Raw genomic sequence first — 16,864 nt, 5'->3', positions numbered from 1 at the left:
CGGTTCCTCACGGTCGGCTGGTACGGAAGGCGGGCATCACCTCGGCGGCGAACAGCCGCAGCGAGGCACGCAGTTTCCCGGTCGGCATGCCGAGCCACCCGGGGCGGAAGATGACGTGGTCGAAGCCCAGGTCACGCAGGGCGGTGATCCGTTCGATGAGCAGCTCCGGCGAGCCCAGCAGCAGCGTGTTGCGGACCAGTTCGTCGAAGCGGTCCCGCTGCCAGCGCAGCGCCGGGTACTCGGCGTAGGTGGCGTACTCCCGCCGGGCGTGCGGCAGCGCCTCGGCGACAGCCTGCTCGGTGCTCGGCGCGCAGTACAGCTCGACCCCGACCGGGCGCTGCACCGTCGTCGGGTCCCGGCCGTACTCAGCCAGCGCCTCCTCGTAGACGGCCCGATGCTCGGGCAGGAAGCGCCGGCTCGGTGAGTTGCCCGGCGCGTACCAGGCGTCGCCGAGACGGGCGGCCCGGCGGACCGCTTTCCTGCCGCCGGCGCCGATCCAGATCGGCGGTCCGCCCGGCGTCAGCGGCCGGACACCGATGGTCGCGTCGGTCTGCGGGTAGAACTCGCCGTCCTGGGTGACCGGTCGTCCGGTCCACAGCGCGCGGATCAGCCGGATGCTCTCGTCGAAGCGCCGGAACCGGGTCTGCGGGTCGATTCCGAACGCGGCGAGCTCGTTCTCCCGGTAGCCGGCGCCGACGCCGAGGACCACCCGTCCGCCGGAGAGGTGGTCGAGGGTCGCGAACTCCTCCGCGACGTGTACGGGGTGGAACATCGGCAGCAGCAGGATGCCAGTGCCGAGCAGCATGTCGCCGGAGCGCGGAATGAGGCTGGCCAGCATGGAGATCGGCTGCGGGGTGGCCAGGTTCGACTGGAAGTGGTTGATCGTCCACACCGAGTCGTAGCCGAGTTCGGCGGCGAGTTCGACGGTGCCGAACAGGTCGGCGAGGTGCGCGCCGAGGTCGTCGCCGTGCGGATACTGGTGCGAGGCCATGATGCCGAACTTCATCCGGACGCACCCGCCCGCGTCGCGGCCGGTGTGGCCCGGCTGATCTTGCCGGTGGCGCTGCGTTCCAGGGCGGCGACGAACTCGATCCGCCGGGGTGTCTTGAAGTGGGCAAGCCGGTCCCGCGCGTACGCGACCAGACGCTGGGAGAGTTCGCTGTCGGTCACCGTGCGGTCCGGCCTGCGCACCACGAGGGCCACCGGAATCTCGCCGAGCCGGTCGTCCGGCCGGCCGAGCACCCGAACGTCGTCGACCAGCGGATGCCGGCGCAGCTCGTCCTCGATCTCCTCGGGCCAGACCTGGAAACCACCGCATTTGATCATGTCCCGCTTCCGGCCGACCAGGAACAGCACCCCGTCCTCGTCGACGTAGCCGATGTCGCCGGTGTGCACCCAGCCGTCCCGGACCAGCTCGCGGGAGGCGGCGGCGTCGTCGACGTAGCCCCTGGTCAACGCGGAGCGGACCACCACCTCCCCCGGTCGCCCGCCCGGCAGTGCGGCACCGGTCTCGTCCCGGATCTCCAGCTCCACCCCCGGGTAGACCCGCCCGGCGGAGCCGGGCTTCCAGCGGCCGGCCTTCATGTCCCGGCCGGTCCAGCCGGCGATGTGCCCGGCCTCGGTCGATCCGTAGTTGACCAGGATCGGCACCTGGTACCGCTCCTCGAAGGCGCGGCGTAGCGACCACGAGATGGCCTGACCGGCCACCAGGACGGACTTGACCCCGTCGAACGGCAGGTCCCGTTCGGCGTGCACGATGTCGTAGACCATGGTGGGCAGGAGGAAGAAGTTGTCGAACCGGTACCGGTCCATCAGGTCGGCGAGCCGGTCGACGCCGAACCTCTCCCAGACCACCGCCGGACGCCCGACGAAGAACGCGAACAGCAGCGAGTGCTGGCCGCCGCTGTGGAACAGCGGCAGGGCGATGAGGTTCGGCCTGGCGTCCCGCGCGGCGGTGCCTTCGGCGTCGGTACCGGTGGCGACGCGGGCCAGCCGCATGAGCGAGTCGCGGGTGCCGCCGTGGGTGACGCTGACCGCCTTTGGCCGGCCGGTCGTCCCGCCGGTGAACAGCACACAGGCTTCGGCCTGCGGGTCGACGTCGACCGCCGGCACCCGGGCCTGCCGACCCCACGGCAGCGGCTCGACGTCCGGCTCCGCGACGCCGTCGGGCGCGGCGGACGGCTCGCCGACGCGGCGGATCGGGACCCCGGTGCCGGTGCCGATGAGTTCGGTGACCACGTCCGGGCTGCGTCCGTCGACGAGCAGCAACCGGGGGCTGGTCTTGGCCAGCGACTCGGCGAGTTCGGTGGCGTTGTACAGGCTGCTGACGGTGACCGGGACCGCACCGATCTTCCAGCAGCCGAAGAGAAAGAAGACGATGTCCGGGCCGTTGGCCAGGTAGCCGGCGACCCGGTCGCCGGCGCCCACGCCCTCGTCCCGCAGGGCGACTGCCACCCCGCCGGCGAGCAGGTCGATCTCGTCGAACGTCCATGACCGACCGTCCTCGCCGTACAGGCCGACGACGTCGCCGCGGTCGGCACGGCGGCGTTGCAGAACGAGGGCCAGGTTGTCGGCGTCCGGCAGCGTGGTCCCCGGGTCGGTGCTCATCGGGCGACCTCCGGGGCGGATGGCGACGCGACCTCCGAGACGGATGGCGACGCCGGCGGCGACGCGGCGAGGCGGGGGACGACCTCCGCTCCGAAGCGGGCCAACTGCTCCATCGCCTCGGCCTGGCTGGCGCCGACGAACTGGTGCCGCAGCGAGACCTCGGTGATGCCGAGTTCAGCCTCCCAGCGTCGCAGCTTGTCGACGATCTCGTCCGCCGAGCCGACCAGGCAGTCCTGCGCCAGGTACCGGTCGATGTCCAGGGACTGGGCGTCGTCCCAGGATCGGTAACCGGCGTACTGACGCTGCAGGTGTGGTCGGACGGCCGTGACCGCGGCGGCGTAGCTGTCGCCGATGAACGCCTCCCGGCTCATCGGGTACTCACGGTCGAGGGTGAAACCGCGGTCGGCGAGCTCGCCCCGGTAGACGCCGAGCAGCCGGGCGAGCTCCGCGTCGGTGCCCTTGGGGCCGATGAGCCACGGCGCGTCCAGTCGGGCGGCGCGGCGGACCGCCGGCTCGGCGAACGCGCCGATCCACAGCGGCGGGCCGCCGGGCTGCACCGGGCGCAGCGCCAGCGACGCGCCGGGGACCTCGCCCCAGCTGCCGGAGATGTCGATCGTCTCGCCGTTCCACAGCGACCGCAGGATCGGGACGTACTCACGCAGTCGACGCAGCCGGTCGGTCCACTCGACGCCGAACGCGGCGGTCTCCCGCTTGCGGTAACCGGCGCCGATGCCCACGGTCAACCGTCCCCGGCAGAGCACGTCGAGCGAGGCGAGGTCCTCGGCGAGCGCGACCGGATTCAGCAGCGGTGCCAGCAGCACACCGAAGCCGATGCGTACCCGGGTGGTCGCCCGGGCGAGGTAGCCGGCCAGCGGCACGGGCTGGACGAACGCCGACCTGGCGAGGAAGTGGTGGCCGAGGTAGACGGCGTGGAAGCCGGCCGCCTCAGCGGCGGCGGCCTGCTCCAGCACCTGGTCGATGCCGTCTGAGGCGCTGGTCGACGGATCGAACTGGGCGCTGAGGAAACAGCTGACCTTCATCCGATGACCGCCTGGGGGGCGGTGGTCGTCAGCACGTCGTCGGCCCGGTCGTGGCCGTCGGCCGGGCGGGCCGCCTGGTCCGCCGCGCGGAAGTGCGGGATCACCTTGGTGGCGAACTCCTCCATGGACTTCAGTGCGCTCCGCCGGTCGAGCGACGGGATCCGCAGCCAGCCGATGTAGTGGTTGATGCCGAGCTGCTCGCGCAGCATCTCGATGGTCTCGATGACGCGCTGCGCCGAGCCGAAGTTGCCGCCGTGGGTCAGGGTCTGCTCCAGGGTCAGCAGTTCGATGTTCTTGGCGACCGCCGCGTAATAGGACCGCTCCTGCTCGATCGCCTCCTCCGAACCCGGGATCACCTTCCCGACGGATTTGTAGTAGTTCATCGCGGCCGAGGCGGCTTCACGCAGGCCGTCCTCGCCGTCGCCGCACCACACCTGTTGCATGAAGGGCAGTTCGTAGGTGGCGATGTCGAAGCCGTTGGCCTGCATGCTCTGCCGGTAGAGGCTGAAGTTGCGCTGCATGATGCCCAACGGTGTGAAGTTGGGTGAGGTGATGATCGGCTCGCCGATCGCGCCGCGCTCCCGGAAGCTGTCCGGGGAGACCGTGCCCTGCAGGATCGGCGGACCGCCGGGAGTGAACGGCCGGGGGTAGGTCGTGACGTCGTCGAAGTGGTAGATCTCGCCGTGGTAGGAGAACTTCTCCTGGGTCAGCGCCAACCGCAGTACGTCGAGGGTCTCCTGGTAGCGCTGCTTCGACTCGGCCAGGGCGATCCCGAAGCCGGCGAACTCGGCCGGCTGGTAGCCACGGCCGACCCCGATGGTCACCCGACCGCCGCTGAGCACGTCGAGCGCCGCGATGTCCTCGGCCAGCCGCAGCGGGTGGTGCAGTGGAAGCACCAGCACGGCGGTGCCGATCGTGATCCGCTTGGTCCGCTCGGCGACGGCCATGCCGAAGTTGACCGGGCTGCCGAGGATGCCGTACTTCGAGAAGTGGTGCTCGGCCAGCCAGATCGAGTCGAAGCCGAGTTCGTCGGCCAGCTGGATCTCGTCGAGAGTCTCTCGTAGCACCTGATGGTCCGATGCCCCGTCGGCGACCGGGAACAGGTTCATGATTCCGAACTTCACGACCACTCCTCGTTTATTCCGACCAGCCGGTATGTTACCGCTGCGTTGCTGGCACTGCAAGGTCTGCGCAGGTCAGCGCATTAGTACGTGGGTTGTCCCGGGCCCGTCCGGCGCGCTTCGATCCGAAGCGTGCCGGCCCGGTGACGGTGCCACCGGCCACGGCCGGCGCGGGCGTCGAGCACCAACGCCCGACGCAGGAACAGATGCGGATCCGCCTCCATGGTGATGCCCATCCCGCCGTACACCTGGATGGCCCGCTCAGCGGCGAAGACCGCGGCCTTTCCCGCCGCCGCCTTGGCGGCGTGCACCTGGCTCCCGGCGTCCGGTCGACGGTTGTCGACGGCCCAGGCCGCGTAGAGCGTCAGGTCCCACGCCGCCTTGCGCGCGGTGGCGGCCTCGGCCAGCTGGAACGCGACCCCCTGGAACGACCCGATCACCCGGCCGAACTGCACCCGGGTACGGGCCTGCTCGGCGGCCAACCCGATCGCGCCCTGCGCGACGCCGCACAATTCGGCGGCGACCACCAGCGTCGCCCGCCACAACCCGGTGCCGACCGGGTCGACCCGCTGCGGTGCGGACAGCGACACGTCCGACAGCGGCACCGACGGGTCGAACGACCGCCGTTCGGTGACCCGAGCCTGCTCGGCGAGCGCGGCAGCATCGGCGACCCAGGTCCCGTCGGGACCGGCGACGACGAACCCGTCCGCCTGGGCGGCGTACGGCACCAGGGTCCGCACCAGCGGATCCGGCACCGACCGGTCCGGCCAGCCGGCCGTGGACGGCACGTCGACCGCCGACGTGAGCACCCGGCGGCCGTCGAGGACCTCGTCGGGCAACGACGCGGTCCGCCCGTCTGCGCCGCAGAGCAGCTGTACGGCGCCCGCGTGGGCCGCGAACCGGCTCGGGACCAGGTACTCGCCGAGCACCTCCACGGCGACGAGCAGGTCGATCAGAGCCGACCCGACCCCGCCGACCGACTCGGGCACGCCGAGCAGCCCGAAGTCGCGCAGCAGCGGCCCGTCGGCGGCGCAGGGCCGCCAACCTGTCGACAGCGCGGCGCGCGCCGCGCCGGCCTGCGCCTTGGCGAGGGCCGCGACGGTTTCGCCGATCTCCTGCTGCTCCTGGGTGAATGTCGCGTGCACGCGGCCACTCCGTTCAACGTGAACGGGGCAGGTCAAGCACCCGCTCCGCGAGGATCGACTTCTGGACTTCCTCCGTGCCGCCCTCGATCGTGTGGGCGCGGGCACGCAGGTAGCGGTGCATCCGGGCGGCGGCCCCGGCGCCGTCGAGAAGCACCCCGCCGGCCTCGTCGAGCTGCACCGCGAGCCGGTTCGCGTTCTGGACCACGCCGGCCCACAGGCTCTTCAACGCCGATGTCTCCGGGCCGGGGACGCCGCCGGCGCGACTCTCCGCCAGCATCCGCATCGACCCGATCCGGACCGCCTCGGCATCGCACTGCAACGCGCCGACCGTGTCGACGAAGGCGCTGTCGTCGGCCAGGCCCCGCGCGATCGCCAGATCGACGACCCGGTCCACTGCCTGGCGGGCCCACACCCACAGGTTCAGCGCCATGCTGCCGCGTTCGAAGGCGAGCGTGGTGAGCGCGACCTTCCAGCCGTTGCCGAGCCCGCCGAGCACGTCGGAGTCGGGGACGAACACGTCGTCGAGGAACATCTCGTTGAACTCGGTGTCCCCATTGATCATCACCAGTGGTCGGACGGTGAACCGGTCCATCGGAGCCAGGAAGTAGGTGATGCCCCGGTGCCGGGTCTCCTCGGGGTCGGTCCGCGCCAGCAACAGACACCGGGAGGCGTTGTGCGCGTTGGAGGTCCAGATCTTGGTGCCGTTGATCAGCCAGCCGCCGTCGACCCGGGTCGCGGCCGTCCGCAGACTCGCCAGGTCGGAGCCGGAGCCGGGCTCGCTGAAGCCCTGGCACCAGTACTCCTCGCCGCGCAGGATGCCCGGCAGGTACCGGGCCTGCTGCTCGTCGCTGCCGTGCGCGATGATCGTCGGACCGGCCAGCATCATGCCGACCCCGTTGAGCGGGTACGGCGCGCCCCGGACCGCGGCCTCCTCGTTGAAGATCGCCTGCGCCAACGAGTCCATCCCGCGGCCGCCGTGCTCGACCGGCCAGGACAACCCGGCCCAGTTGCCGGCGCAGAGCCGCTCCTGCCACACCCGTGACCAGTGCTCACGCTCGGTCTGGGACAGCTCCTCCTGATCAGGCACGTCGCGCAGCGCCTGGTCGAGCCAGCTGCCGGCCGCACGCCGGAACGCGAGGTCGCTGTCGCTGTCATCGAAGTCCACGCCGGGCTCCCCTGTCTTCGGGCACCTCACGGGTCGCGGTCACGCCGACACCTCCGGGGCACGGGTGAGCCGCGCCTTGTAGAGCTTGCCGTTGGGGTCGCGGGGCAGCGCCTCGCGGACGACGTACGAATGCGGACGCTTCGGCTTCGCCAGCCGTCCGGCGAGATGGGTACGGATCTGCGCGAGCGCTGCTTCGGCGTCGGGCGCGGTCTCGGTCAGCACGACGTGGGCCTGCGGCACCTCGCCGAACTCCGGATCGGGTACGCCGACGACTCCGGCGTCGGCGATCCAGTCGTGGCCGAGCAACGCGGCCTCGATCTCGGCCGGGTAGACGTTGACCCCGCCGACCAGGATCAGTTCGGCGGCCCGGCCGGTGATGTACAGGAAGCCGTCGGCGTCGACGTGGCCGACGTCCCAGACGGTCATCAGGCCGTCGCGACGCGCGCCGTCGGTCTTGCCGGGGTCGTTGTGGTACTCGACCTGGTCGGAGCCCTGACGCATGTACACGATGCCGGTCTGGCCGACCGGCACCTCGTTGCCGGCCTCGTCGAGGATCCGCAGCGTCGAGATGGACGCGGGGCGACCGACCGTTCCCGGGTGGGCGAGCCACTCGTGCGGGCGGGCGATGGTGGTACCGACCTCGGTCGAGCCGTAGTACTCGTAGACCACCGGGCCGAACCAGTCGAGGATGCGCTGCTTGACCTCACGCGGGCACGGCGCGGCGCCGTGCAGGACGTAGCGCAGCGAGGAGACGTCGTAGCTGTCGCGAACCTGTTGGGGCAGTTGCAGCAGCCGGTAGAAGTGGGTCGGCACCATGCTGGTGCCGGTGACCCGCCGGTCGTGGACCCGACGCAGGAAACCCTCCGGCGTCCAGCCGTCCATCAGGACCATAGTTCCGCCGGCGTGCAGGGCACCCATCGCGGGGGTGATGTTCGCGGAGTGGTACAGCGGAGCCGAGACGAGCCAGGACCCGAAGGCGGGACGTTCCATCCCGAACTCCTGGAACAGCCACCGGTAGGTCGACGCGCCGGTGTCGGCGTCGACGCCGGCCAGCGGCCGCTTCACCCCTTTCGGGCGGCCGGTGGTGCCCGAGGTGTACATCATCAGCGAACCGGCCGGGGTCTGCTCCGGGCTCACCGTCGACATGCCGTCGGTGAGCCGCGACAACGGACGGACGCGACCGGTGGTCGGGACTCCGTCGACGTACACCTGGATCCCGGGTACGCCGGCGGCGGCCGCGGCGACGACCGGCTCCACCCGCGCGGAGCAGACGACGACCTTGGCACCGCTGTCGGCGAGGATGTAGGCGATCTCCGGCTCGGTCAGGTGGTAGTTGAGCGTCACCAGGTAGAGCCCCGACTGCATCGCCGCCAGGTAGAGCGCGACCATGCCGGCGCTGTTGGTCATCACCGCCGCGACCGTGTCGCCGGCACGCAGGCCCGCGCGGGTACGCAGGCCGTGCGAGATCCGGTTCACCTCGGCGTACAGCTCGCCGTAGGAGATCTGCCGATCGTCGGCAGTCACGATCGCGCACAGGTCCGGCTCGGCGGCCGCCCAGAGCCGGAAGCCGGTCCGCTCGTCGCTCATCGGACTCCTTGAGTTAAATTCCGACCATCCGGTATGTTGTTGTTTCCACAGTAAGGGAGGCGTCTGACGATGTCCAGACCTGTGAACGACGCGCACGCCGCCAGCTATCACGCCCGTCAGGTCCCGGACCCGACCGAGGTCACCGACGGGATCTGGGCGATCCCGGTCCCGCTGCGCGGCAGCGCACTGCGCTACGTCACCGTCTTCCTGGTCGACACCGGCGACGGCGCGGTCCTCATCGACGCCGGCTACGACCACCCGAGCTGCTGGGAGTCGTTCACCGGATCGGTCGCCGCGATCGGCCGCCGGGTCGAGACGATCTCCACCGTCCTGCTCACCCACAACCACCCGGACCACATCGGCTTCGCCGCCCGGGTCCGGGACCGGTCCGGTGCCCGGCTGGTCATGGGGCAGGCCGACGACTTCGCCACCATGCGCCGGAGCAGGGGTGGCTTCCTCACCCAGCTGCGCACCGCCCTCACGGCGACCGGTGCCCCGCCCGACGTCGTCGAGACGATGTACGCCGACGCGGTCGCGGTCACCGCGCACCACGAGGACCTGCGGATCGACCTGGCCGTGGCCGACGAGACCGAGTTGCGGTTCGGCGACGTGACCATCCGCGCCGTACCGGCCCCGGGCCACACCTACGGGCACACGGTCTACGTCGACACCCGCGGCCTGGTCTTCACCGGCGACACGATGATGCCCGAGGGCCCCACCCAGCTCGCGATCGTCAGCCGCGCCGACGACGACCCGGCGGCGGACCTGTTCCGGACGCTGGAAGGCATCCGCGACCTCGGCGCGACGATTGCCTGCCCGGCCCACCAGTTCCCGTACCGCGACGTCGCGGCCCGCGCCGACGAACTGGCCGCCTTCCACCGTGCCGAGGTCGCCACCGTCGACGCTCTGGCGACCGACGGGCGGGTCACCGCCTGGGACGTCGCCCGGCGGATGCAGTGGCGCAGACCCTGGGACGAACTCGGCCGCGGTACCCAACGGTTCTCCCTCGTCCATGCCCAGGCCCTGCTGCGGCACACGGCGGGCGTCCACCGGTAGTCGTCAGTCGCGTCGCAGCCGGTCATACGTCCAGTCCGGGCGCGCCGACGACCGCAGCTCCCGCAGGCTGCGCTTCAGCACCTTGCCGGACGGATTCGTCGGAAACTCGTCCACGACGTAGATCTCCTTCGGGACCTTGAAGCCGCCGAGTCGCTGCCGGGCATGTGCGATCAGCGACTCGGGCTCCAGGCCGGGCCGGCCGATCACGAACGCCACCGGGACCTCCAGCCACACCGGATGCGGTGCCGCCACCACCGACGCGGCCAGCACCAGCGGGTGGTCGGCCAGCACGTTCTCGATCTCGGCGCTGGACATGTTCTCCCCACCGCTGCGGATCATGTCCTTGAGCCGGTCCCGGATGTACAGGTAGCCGTCGGCGTCGAAGCGACCGATGTCGCCGGTGTGGAACCACCCGTCGCGCCAGGCCGCCCGGGTCGCCTGCGGATCGTCGAGGTAGCCGGGGCTCACCTTCGGGCCGCGTGCGATCACCTCCCCGTCGTCGCCGACCAGCACGTCGTTGCCGTCCGCGTCGACCACCCGTACCTGGACCCACGGCACGGGCAGGCCGACCGACCCCTGCTTGGACCGCATGTGCGCCTCGTCCAGGTACGTCAGGGCGCTGCACGTCTCGGTGAGACCGTAGCCCTCGATCAGCCGGGCGTCCGGGAAGAGCTCCCGCGCCACGGCGAACAACGCCGACGTGACCTGTGAATAGATGACCCACCGCACCGAGGTCAGATCGGCGGCGGCGACGTCGACCGCGCGGCGGACCATGTCGAGCATCGTCGCCGCCATCACCATGCCGGTGATCCGCTCGGTCTCGATCGTCCGCAGCACCGCCGCCGGTTCGAACCGCCGGTGCAGCACCATCGTGCCGCCGACATGCCAGATGCCGAAGCCCGGCAGGTCGGTGCCGCCGACGTGGTACAGCGGTGCGAAGTTGAGGATCCGGTCGCTCGGCCGCAGCCCGAGCTCGACGATCTGGGCGTGCATGTTCATGTTCACGTTGCCGTGGGTGAGCAGCACTCCCTTGGGCAGCCCGGTCGTACCGGAGGTGTAGACGATCCGGTGCAGGGCCGCCTCGTCGAGATCGGCGTCGGCGACCCGGGTACCCCGGTGAGCCTCGACAATCGCCCGCACGTCGAGCCAGCCGTCGTCGATCGGTTCCAGCGCGAACCGGCGTACGGGGGCCGCCGGGCGGGTGCCCACCTCCGTCAGCGCGGCCTGCGTCACGGCGGCGTCGGTCAACGCGGCGAACTCCGGGACCGTCGCGACCGCCTGGACCCGCGCGTGCCGCAGCAACTGGGCCAGCTCCCCCGCGGTGAGCCGGTAGTTCAGTGGCACGAAGACCGCACCGAGCTTCGACAACGCCAGCGACAACAGCAGGAACTCGGGCACGTTGTTCGAGATGATCGCCACCCGGGCGTCGCGGCGGATCCCCTCGGCCGTCAGACCTGCGGCCAGGGCCTCGACGTCGGCGGCGAGCTGGCGGTGGGTCCACCGCCGGCCCTCGAAGACCAGCGCGTCGGCGTCGGCGAAACGCCGGGCGTTGCCGGCCAGCATCGCGGCGACGTTCGCCGTACTCATCCGGTCACCGCCGCCTCGCGCAGCTGCTTCTTGAGCACCTTGCCGGAGTCGTTGCGCGGCAGCGACGTCACGATCTGGACATACTTCGGCACCTTGTACCGGGCCAGTTCGGCCCGGCAGTGTTCGCGGATCCCCTCCGCCGTGGTGGTCGCCTCGGCGCGCAGGATCACGTACGCCTTCGGGACCTCGTCCCAGGTCGGGTCCGGCACCCCGACGACGGCGACCTCGCTGACGTCGGGATGCCCGGCGATGACCCGTTCGACCTCGGCGCTGGCGATGTTTTCCCCACCGGACTTGATCAGGTCGGCGCGGCGGTCGACGAACCACAGGTAGCCGTCGGCGTCGATCCGCCCGACGTCGCCGGTCAGGAACCAACCGTCCCGGCGGGTACGCCGGTTCGCCTCGTCGTCGTTCCAGTAACCGGGCGAGATCTTCTCGCCCCGGACGATGATCTCCCCCTCCACACCGGGCGGCACCGGCTGGAAATGTTCGTCGACGATCCGGATGTGCACCCCGGGGAACGGCGCGCCGAGCGCGCCGACCTTGCTCTGTTCGTGGGCGGCGTCCAGGTAGCAGACGCCGTTGCACAGCTCGGTCATGCCGAAGGTGTCCACCAGCCGTACGTGCGGCAGCCGGCGTTTCACCTCACGCCGGACGCTGGGCGCGACCCCGGCGAAGAGCAGGTAACGCAACGACGCCAGGTCCGACTGGTCGTCGCGGTCGAGCAGCCCGAAGAGGATCTGCGCCGCCAGGACCATGCCGGTGATCCGCTCCCGGGCCACGGTCCGGGCGATGTCGGCGGCCTTGAACGTCGGGGTCAGCACCATCGTCGCGCCGGCCACGAACGTCGCCAGGCCCGGCGCCTCCAGGCCGCTGACATGGAACAACGGTGCCGAGACGAGGATCCGGTCGGCTGCGGTGAGCTCCAGTTCGAGCACCTGCGCCAGATGGTTCGCCGTCAGGTTGCCGCAGGTGTGGATGACGCCCTTCGGGCGTGCGGTGGTGCCGGAGGTGTAGAGCAGCCGGTGCACGTCGGCGGCGGTCTTCTCGGCGTCCGGCACCCGTACCCCGGGCGGCGCCGCAGCGAGCAGATCGGCCAGCCGACGGGCGTCAACGACGACCCGGGCCCCGTTGGCCACGACCGTCCGCAGCCCGGTCGTGGCCGCCAGGGTGGCGGCGACGTCGGCGAAGTCGTCGTCGTAGATCAGCCCGGTGACACCGGCCTGGTCGAGGACGTACGCCTGCTCGTGGGGGTGCAGCCGCCAGTTCAGCGGAACCGAGACCGCACCGAGGCGGCTCAGCGCCAGCAGCTCGATGACGTACGTGGCGCTGTTGCGGCCGAGCACCCCGACCAGGTCACCGTCGGCGATGCCGGCGTCGCGCAGTGCCGCCGCGTGCCGGTCGACGTCGGCGTCCAGTTCGGCGTACGTCCAGCGGGCGTCGGAGTCGACCAGCGCCTCCCGGTCGGCGCGACGCAGCGCCTGCCGGCGCAGCGTCTCGGCGAAGTTGCTGGTCGCCATCAGCTGCCGCCCTCCCGCCGCCGGGCCAGGATCTCCTCCCGCGACGGCAGCGCCACGAACTCCAGCAGGTTGCCGTCGAGGTCACGGGCCGCGAACGCGGTGATCGGCCCGTAGTTGTCGAGCAGGACCTGGTTCGGCGGGCTCAGGCACTGCGCACCCAGCTCGACCAGCCGGGCGTACAGCTCGTCCATCTCCGCCAGCGGCACCGCGAAACTGAGCAGGAAGGTGCCCAGTTCCAGATGCCCGCCGGTCGCCGTCCGGGTCGCGGTGCCGTTCCACTCGATGAGCTCGAGCTGGCCGATCTGGCTCGGTCCCTGCAGGTACTGGACCCGGCCGGTGGTGCCGGCGGGCAGGCCCAGCGACACCTCGATGCCGGGTCCGGCGACGTCGGCCCGCAGGGTCCGGCGGTAGCCCAGTGCCTTCTCGTAGAAGTCCGCGGCGCGGTCGACGTCGGAGACGGTCACGGCCACGTGGTGTACCTCGCTCACCGGCATGGTGGCTCCCTTCTTGACGCGGCTCAGGCGGTTGGACCGGCGGGTCCGGACAGGGCCCGCTGGATCAGCGCGACCTCGTCGGCGCCGCTGTCGGGGACGATGAAGTCGTCGAGCCGGCAGATCTCGTCGATCGACGCGCTGATGTCGTCCGGCGAGACCGGCTCGGCACCGCCGTACCAACCAGGGGTGACGCCGAGGAAGATCCGCCCGACCCGGCCGCCGCCGACGGTGAGGATGTGCCGGTTGAGCTGGCACTGCCCGGAGGCGAGGTAGGTCGCCACCGCGGCGACGTGCCGGGGGTCGAACCGGTCGGCCAGCTCACCGAGAAGGTTCTCGGTCATCCGGGTCGCGGCGGTCGGTGCGATCGCGTTGACCAGGATGCCCCGGCGGGCTCCTTCCAGCGCGAGCACGTTCATCAGCCCGATCAGGCCGGCCTTGGCGGCCCCGTAGTTGGCCTGGCCGAAGTTGCCGAACAGCCCGGACGACGAGCTGGTCAGCACGATCCGCCCGTACCCCCGCTCGGCCATCTGCCGCCACGCGGGCCGCAGCACGTGGAACGCCCCGGCGAGGTGCACGTCGAGGACGGCGCTGACGTCCTCCTCGCGCATCTTGGCCAGCGTGGCGTCCCGCAGGATGCCGGCGTTGTGGATCACCGCGTCGATCCGCCCGTACTCGTCGACGGCCCGTGCGACGAGGTCGGCGCCGCCGGCGGCGGTGGCGACCGAGTCGGTCGACGCGACCGCGACACCGCCGAGGGCGCGGATCTCGTCGACCACCCGCTGCGCCGCACCGGAGGAACCCGAGCCGTCCACCGTCCCGCCGAGGTCGTTGACGACGACGCGGGCACCGCGTTCGGCCAGCAGCAGGGCGTGTGCCCGGCCGATCCCGTTGCCGGCGCCGGTGACGACGACGACCTGCCTGTCGAGGCGGACCTCGGCGCTCACCGCTGGCTCCCCAGCACCGCGACGAACGCCACACAGGAACCGGGCTGCCCACCGAGGTTCTGCGCGAGGGCCAACCGGGCGTCGGGCACCTGGCGGGCGCCGGCCTCACCCCGCAGCTGGGTGAAACACTCGAACATCATCCGCAGCCCGGTGGCGCCGATCGGGTGGCCGAACGATTTGAGCCCGCCGTCGGTGTTGACCGGCAGCGCGCCGCCCAGGTCGTACCGGCCGTCGAGAATGTCCCGCCAGGCCTTGCCGCGTTCGGAGAAGCCCAGGTCCTCCATCAGCACCACCTCCGTCGGGGTGAAACAGTCGTGCACCTCGGCCAGCGAGATCTGCGTCGCCGGGTCGGTGACACCTGCCTGGTCGTAGGCCTGTCGCGCCGCCTGCACCACCTCAGGGAAGGTGGTGAAGTCGTAGCCGTCGGTGGCGAGCCCGGCCCCCGAGCCGGCGACGAACCCCATCCCCCGCAGGAACACCGGCTTGTCGGTGTACCGGTAGGCGTCCTCGGCGCGGACCAGGATCGCGGCGGCGGCCCCGTCGGAGACGCCCGAGCAGTCCAGGACGCCGAGCTGACCGGCGACACGTGGTGCGTTCTCGACGGCCTCGGCGGAGACCGCCTTACGGAACTGGGCGCGTTCGTTCAACACACCGTTCGCGTGGTTCTTCGTCGCGACCCTGGTGAGCGCGTCGCGCATGTCCCGCGCCCCGACGCCGTACGCCTGCTGGTAGGCGGGCGCGAGCAGGGAGAACCCGGCGGGCGCGGTCCAGTCGACGTCGGTGCCGTCGGCAGGTGGGTAGACGGCGGCCAGACCGGAGTACGACGAATCCTTCAGCTTCTCGACGCCGGTCGCCATCACCATGTCGTACGCCCCGGAGGCGACCGCGAACGCCGCGTTGCGCAGCGACTCCGAGCCGGTGGCGCAGTAGTTCTCCACCCGGGTGACCGGCTTGCCGACCAGCCGCAGCGGCCGGGCCAACGTCTGCCCGGACATGCCGGAACCCTGGGTGCCGACCCAGAACGCGTCGACGTCGTCGAGCGTGGCACCGGGCAGCGCGCCGACACATTCCTGCACCGCGTCGACCAGCAGGTCGTCGGCGGAACGGTGCCAGTGGTCGCGGAACGGGGTGCAGCCCATCGCGACGATCGCGACGTCGTGGGCCATACGTCTGCTGGCCATCAGTGCTGTCCTTCCACGGGCGGGTCCGGCACCGGAACCGGCCGGAGTTTCCAGAAGTAGTTGTGGATCGAGTCGGTGGTCCACAGTCGCCGGAAGGTGGGCGTCATCGGCATGCCCACCGTCACGTCGTCCGGCGCGACATCGGTCGCGTACGTGGTCAACCGGCCGCCGCCGTCGACGTCGGCGACGACGATCACGACCTCCGGCTCCGGCATGGTGGTCAGATGGTCCCTGGTGGCGGAGACGACCCGGGCGACCTTGTCCCGCAGCGAGACCTTCGCGGTGGGCTGCCCCGTCGACGCGGTTCCGCAGGACGCGCAGACCCGCCCCGGCGGGCTGGTGAGGTTCCCGCAGGCGTCACACCGACTGGCCTCGAGCCGGTACTTCCAGCCGGCGCGCCGGAACATCGCCGGGGAGGCCGGTGCCGGGGACGCGGGCCGCGCGGGGCCCTGCACGTCCAGCAGCCCGCGCCAGCGCAGGTAGCGGCCGTAGCCGACGGGCCGACGGGCGGCCAACTGGTCGCGGACGGAGCGCCCGGCCCGCGCCGACCGCACCCCCGCACCGGCCCGCCAGACGAACGCGTCCGCGCCTTCGGTGGCTGACAGCAGCAGAATCGTCCGGCCCGGCTGCGACTCGTCGAGCGCGGCGGCAAGCAGCAGGGCGGGATGGGCGGCACCGGTGAACCCGGTGGCCCGTTCGACCCGTACGTCGACCCCGGAACCGCGCAGTGCCCGCCGCAGCGCCGCGGCGGCCCGGGCGTTCGACGAGGAGACGACGACCTCGTCGACGGTGTCCAGGGACGCGGCGGCCATGGCCCGCCGGGCGGTGTCGAGGCCCGCGGTCACCAGGACGTCAGCGGTGAACCGTTCGTCCCAGACCCGGTCGTGACGTTCCCCGGGCAGTCGCCACCGTTCCAGGATCTCGGTGGTGTGTCCGGCGCGGGCGAGCAGCGCGGCGGCGCGGGTACCGCCGCCGACGAACGCCGCAGCGGCGTCGCCCTGGGCCAGCTCGTCGGGTGCCCCGGGCCGGGTGGTCCGCAGGTCGGCCAGCACCGCCGCCGCACCGGACCGGACGACGAGGTCGACAGCGGTCGCGCCGCAGCGGTGACCACGCAGGTCGACCGCGCCGACGGCCGGATCGAGCCCGAGCGCGGCATGCACCACCCCGGCCGAGGTCTTCGCCTCGTACGGTGCGCTGGTGGTCCCGAACAGCACCTGTTCGCGGACCGGATGGTCGACGGCGACGGAGCGCAACGCCTCGACGGCCATGGTGACGGCGTCCTCGTCGAAGGCGGCGACGCCGCGTACCGGGCCACCGGGTCGCGGCGGGTCGGCCGTGTCGAGTCTGTTGTCGTGCAGGGCGTACGCCGGCAGGTGTACCGCGTACCCGTCGACACCGGGCTGGTCAGGCATGTCGC

Annotated in this window: 14 protein-coding genes; 1 reads left to right on the top strand and 13 read right to left on the bottom strand. The window is 71.6% G+C overall.

Translation table 11 applies throughout. The annotated features are described in order from the left end of the window. Positions 1–7 precede the first annotated feature (7 nt). The 7 genes from ACN28F_RS30915 to ACN28F_RS30885 form a co-directional block, all read right to left on the bottom strand. Complete coding sequence (locus ACN28F_RS30915; protein WP_289205965.1) at positions 8–1,006, bottom strand: LLM class flavin-dependent oxidoreductase; 999 nt, start codon at positions 1,004–1,006, stop codon at positions 8–10. Further along, a complete protein-coding gene (locus tag ACN28F_RS30910; RefSeq protein WP_289205964.1) occupies positions 1,003–2,607 on the bottom strand; it encodes a class I adenylate-forming enzyme family protein in 1,605 nt (534 codons plus the stop codon). The genes ACN28F_RS30915 and ACN28F_RS30910 overlap by 4 nt, the downstream gene beginning before the upstream one ends. Then, positions 2,604–3,647 carry an LLM class flavin-dependent oxidoreductase gene (locus ACN28F_RS30905; RefSeq protein WP_289205963.1) on the bottom strand — a complete coding sequence of 348 codons (1,044 nt, stop codon included), beginning with the start codon at positions 3,645–3,647 and terminating at the stop codon, positions 2,604–2,606. The genes ACN28F_RS30910 and ACN28F_RS30905 overlap by 4 nt, the downstream gene beginning before the upstream one ends. Further along, positions 3,644–4,771: an LLM class flavin-dependent oxidoreductase gene (locus tag ACN28F_RS30900; RefSeq protein ID WP_289205962.1), complete on the bottom strand. Its 1,128-nt coding sequence runs from the start codon at positions 4,769–4,771 to the stop codon at positions 3,644–3,646. The genes ACN28F_RS30905 and ACN28F_RS30900 overlap by 4 nt, the downstream gene beginning before the upstream one ends. A gap of 80 nt (positions 4,772–4,851) precedes the next feature. Further along, positions 4,852–5,913: an acyl-CoA dehydrogenase family protein gene (locus tag ACN28F_RS30895; protein WP_289205961.1), complete on the bottom strand. Its 1,062-nt coding sequence runs from the start codon at positions 5,911–5,913 to the stop codon at positions 4,852–4,854. Between the two features lie 13 nt (positions 5,914–5,926). Further along, positions 5,927–7,078 (bottom strand): acyl-CoA dehydrogenase family protein, encoded by a 1,152-nt coding sequence (locus ACN28F_RS30890; protein WP_421361007.1) that lies wholly within the window; start codon positions 7,076–7,078, stop codon positions 5,927–5,929. 39 nt (positions 7,079–7,117) lie between these two features. Then, positions 7,118–8,665, bottom strand: a complete 1,548-nt coding sequence (locus ACN28F_RS30885; RefSeq protein ID WP_289205959.1) for an AMP-binding protein — start codon at positions 8,663–8,665, stop codon at positions 7,118–7,120. Positions 8,666–8,734: 69 nt separating this feature from the next. On the opposite strand from ACN28F_RS30885, the gene ACN28F_RS30880 reads away from it, so the two are divergent. Continuing rightward, a complete protein-coding gene (locus ACN28F_RS30880; RefSeq protein ID WP_289205958.1) occupies positions 8,735–9,721 on the top strand; it encodes an MBL fold metallo-hydrolase in 987 nt (328 codons plus the stop codon). Between the two features lie 3 nt (positions 9,722–9,724). On the opposite strand, the gene ACN28F_RS30875 is transcribed toward ACN28F_RS30880, so the two are convergent. From ACN28F_RS30875 to ACN28F_RS30850, 6 genes are read right to left on the bottom strand one after another with little or no spacing between them, the layout of a single operon-like run. Beyond that, positions 9,725–11,308: a class I adenylate-forming enzyme family protein gene (locus ACN28F_RS30875; RefSeq protein ID WP_421361004.1), complete on the bottom strand. Its 1,584-nt coding sequence runs from the start codon at positions 11,306–11,308 to the stop codon at positions 9,725–9,727. After that, a complete protein-coding gene (locus tag ACN28F_RS30870) occupies positions 11,305–12,828 on the bottom strand; it encodes a class I adenylate-forming enzyme family protein (protein ID WP_421361002.1) in 1,524 nt (507 codons plus the stop codon). Before ACN28F_RS30870 ends, ACN28F_RS30875 begins: the two co-directional genes overlap by 4 nt. After that, positions 12,828–13,316: a VOC family protein gene (locus ACN28F_RS30865; RefSeq protein WP_289205955.1), complete on the bottom strand. Its 489-nt coding sequence runs from the start codon at positions 13,314–13,316 to the stop codon at positions 12,828–12,830. Before ACN28F_RS30865 ends, ACN28F_RS30870 begins: the two co-directional genes overlap by 1 nt. 29 nt (positions 13,317–13,345) lie before the next feature. After that, a complete protein-coding gene (locus ACN28F_RS30860) occupies positions 13,346–14,266 on the bottom strand; it encodes an SDR family NAD(P)-dependent oxidoreductase (protein ID WP_421361000.1) in 921 nt (306 codons plus the stop codon). After that, a complete protein-coding gene (locus tag ACN28F_RS30855; RefSeq protein WP_421360999.1) occupies positions 14,263–15,447 on the bottom strand; it encodes an acetyl-CoA acetyltransferase in 1,185 nt (394 codons plus the stop codon). Before ACN28F_RS30855 ends, ACN28F_RS30860 begins: the two co-directional genes overlap by 4 nt. Then, positions 15,447–16,859 (bottom strand): hypothetical protein, encoded by a 1,413-nt coding sequence (locus ACN28F_RS30850; RefSeq protein WP_421360997.1) that lies wholly within the window; start codon positions 16,857–16,859, stop codon positions 15,447–15,449. The genes ACN28F_RS30855 and ACN28F_RS30850 overlap by 1 nt, the downstream gene beginning before the upstream one ends. Positions 16,860–16,864: the final 5 nt, after the last annotated feature.

Origin of the sequence: Solwaraspora sp. WMMA2101, assembly GCF_049179175.1 — a bacterium.
Classification (GTDB): domain Bacteria; phylum Actinomycetota; class Actinomycetes; order Mycobacteriales; family Micromonosporaceae; genus Micromonospora_E.
The sequence above is the reverse complement of the archived record's forward strand: the minus strand, read 5'-3'. Positions and strand labels throughout refer to the sequence as shown.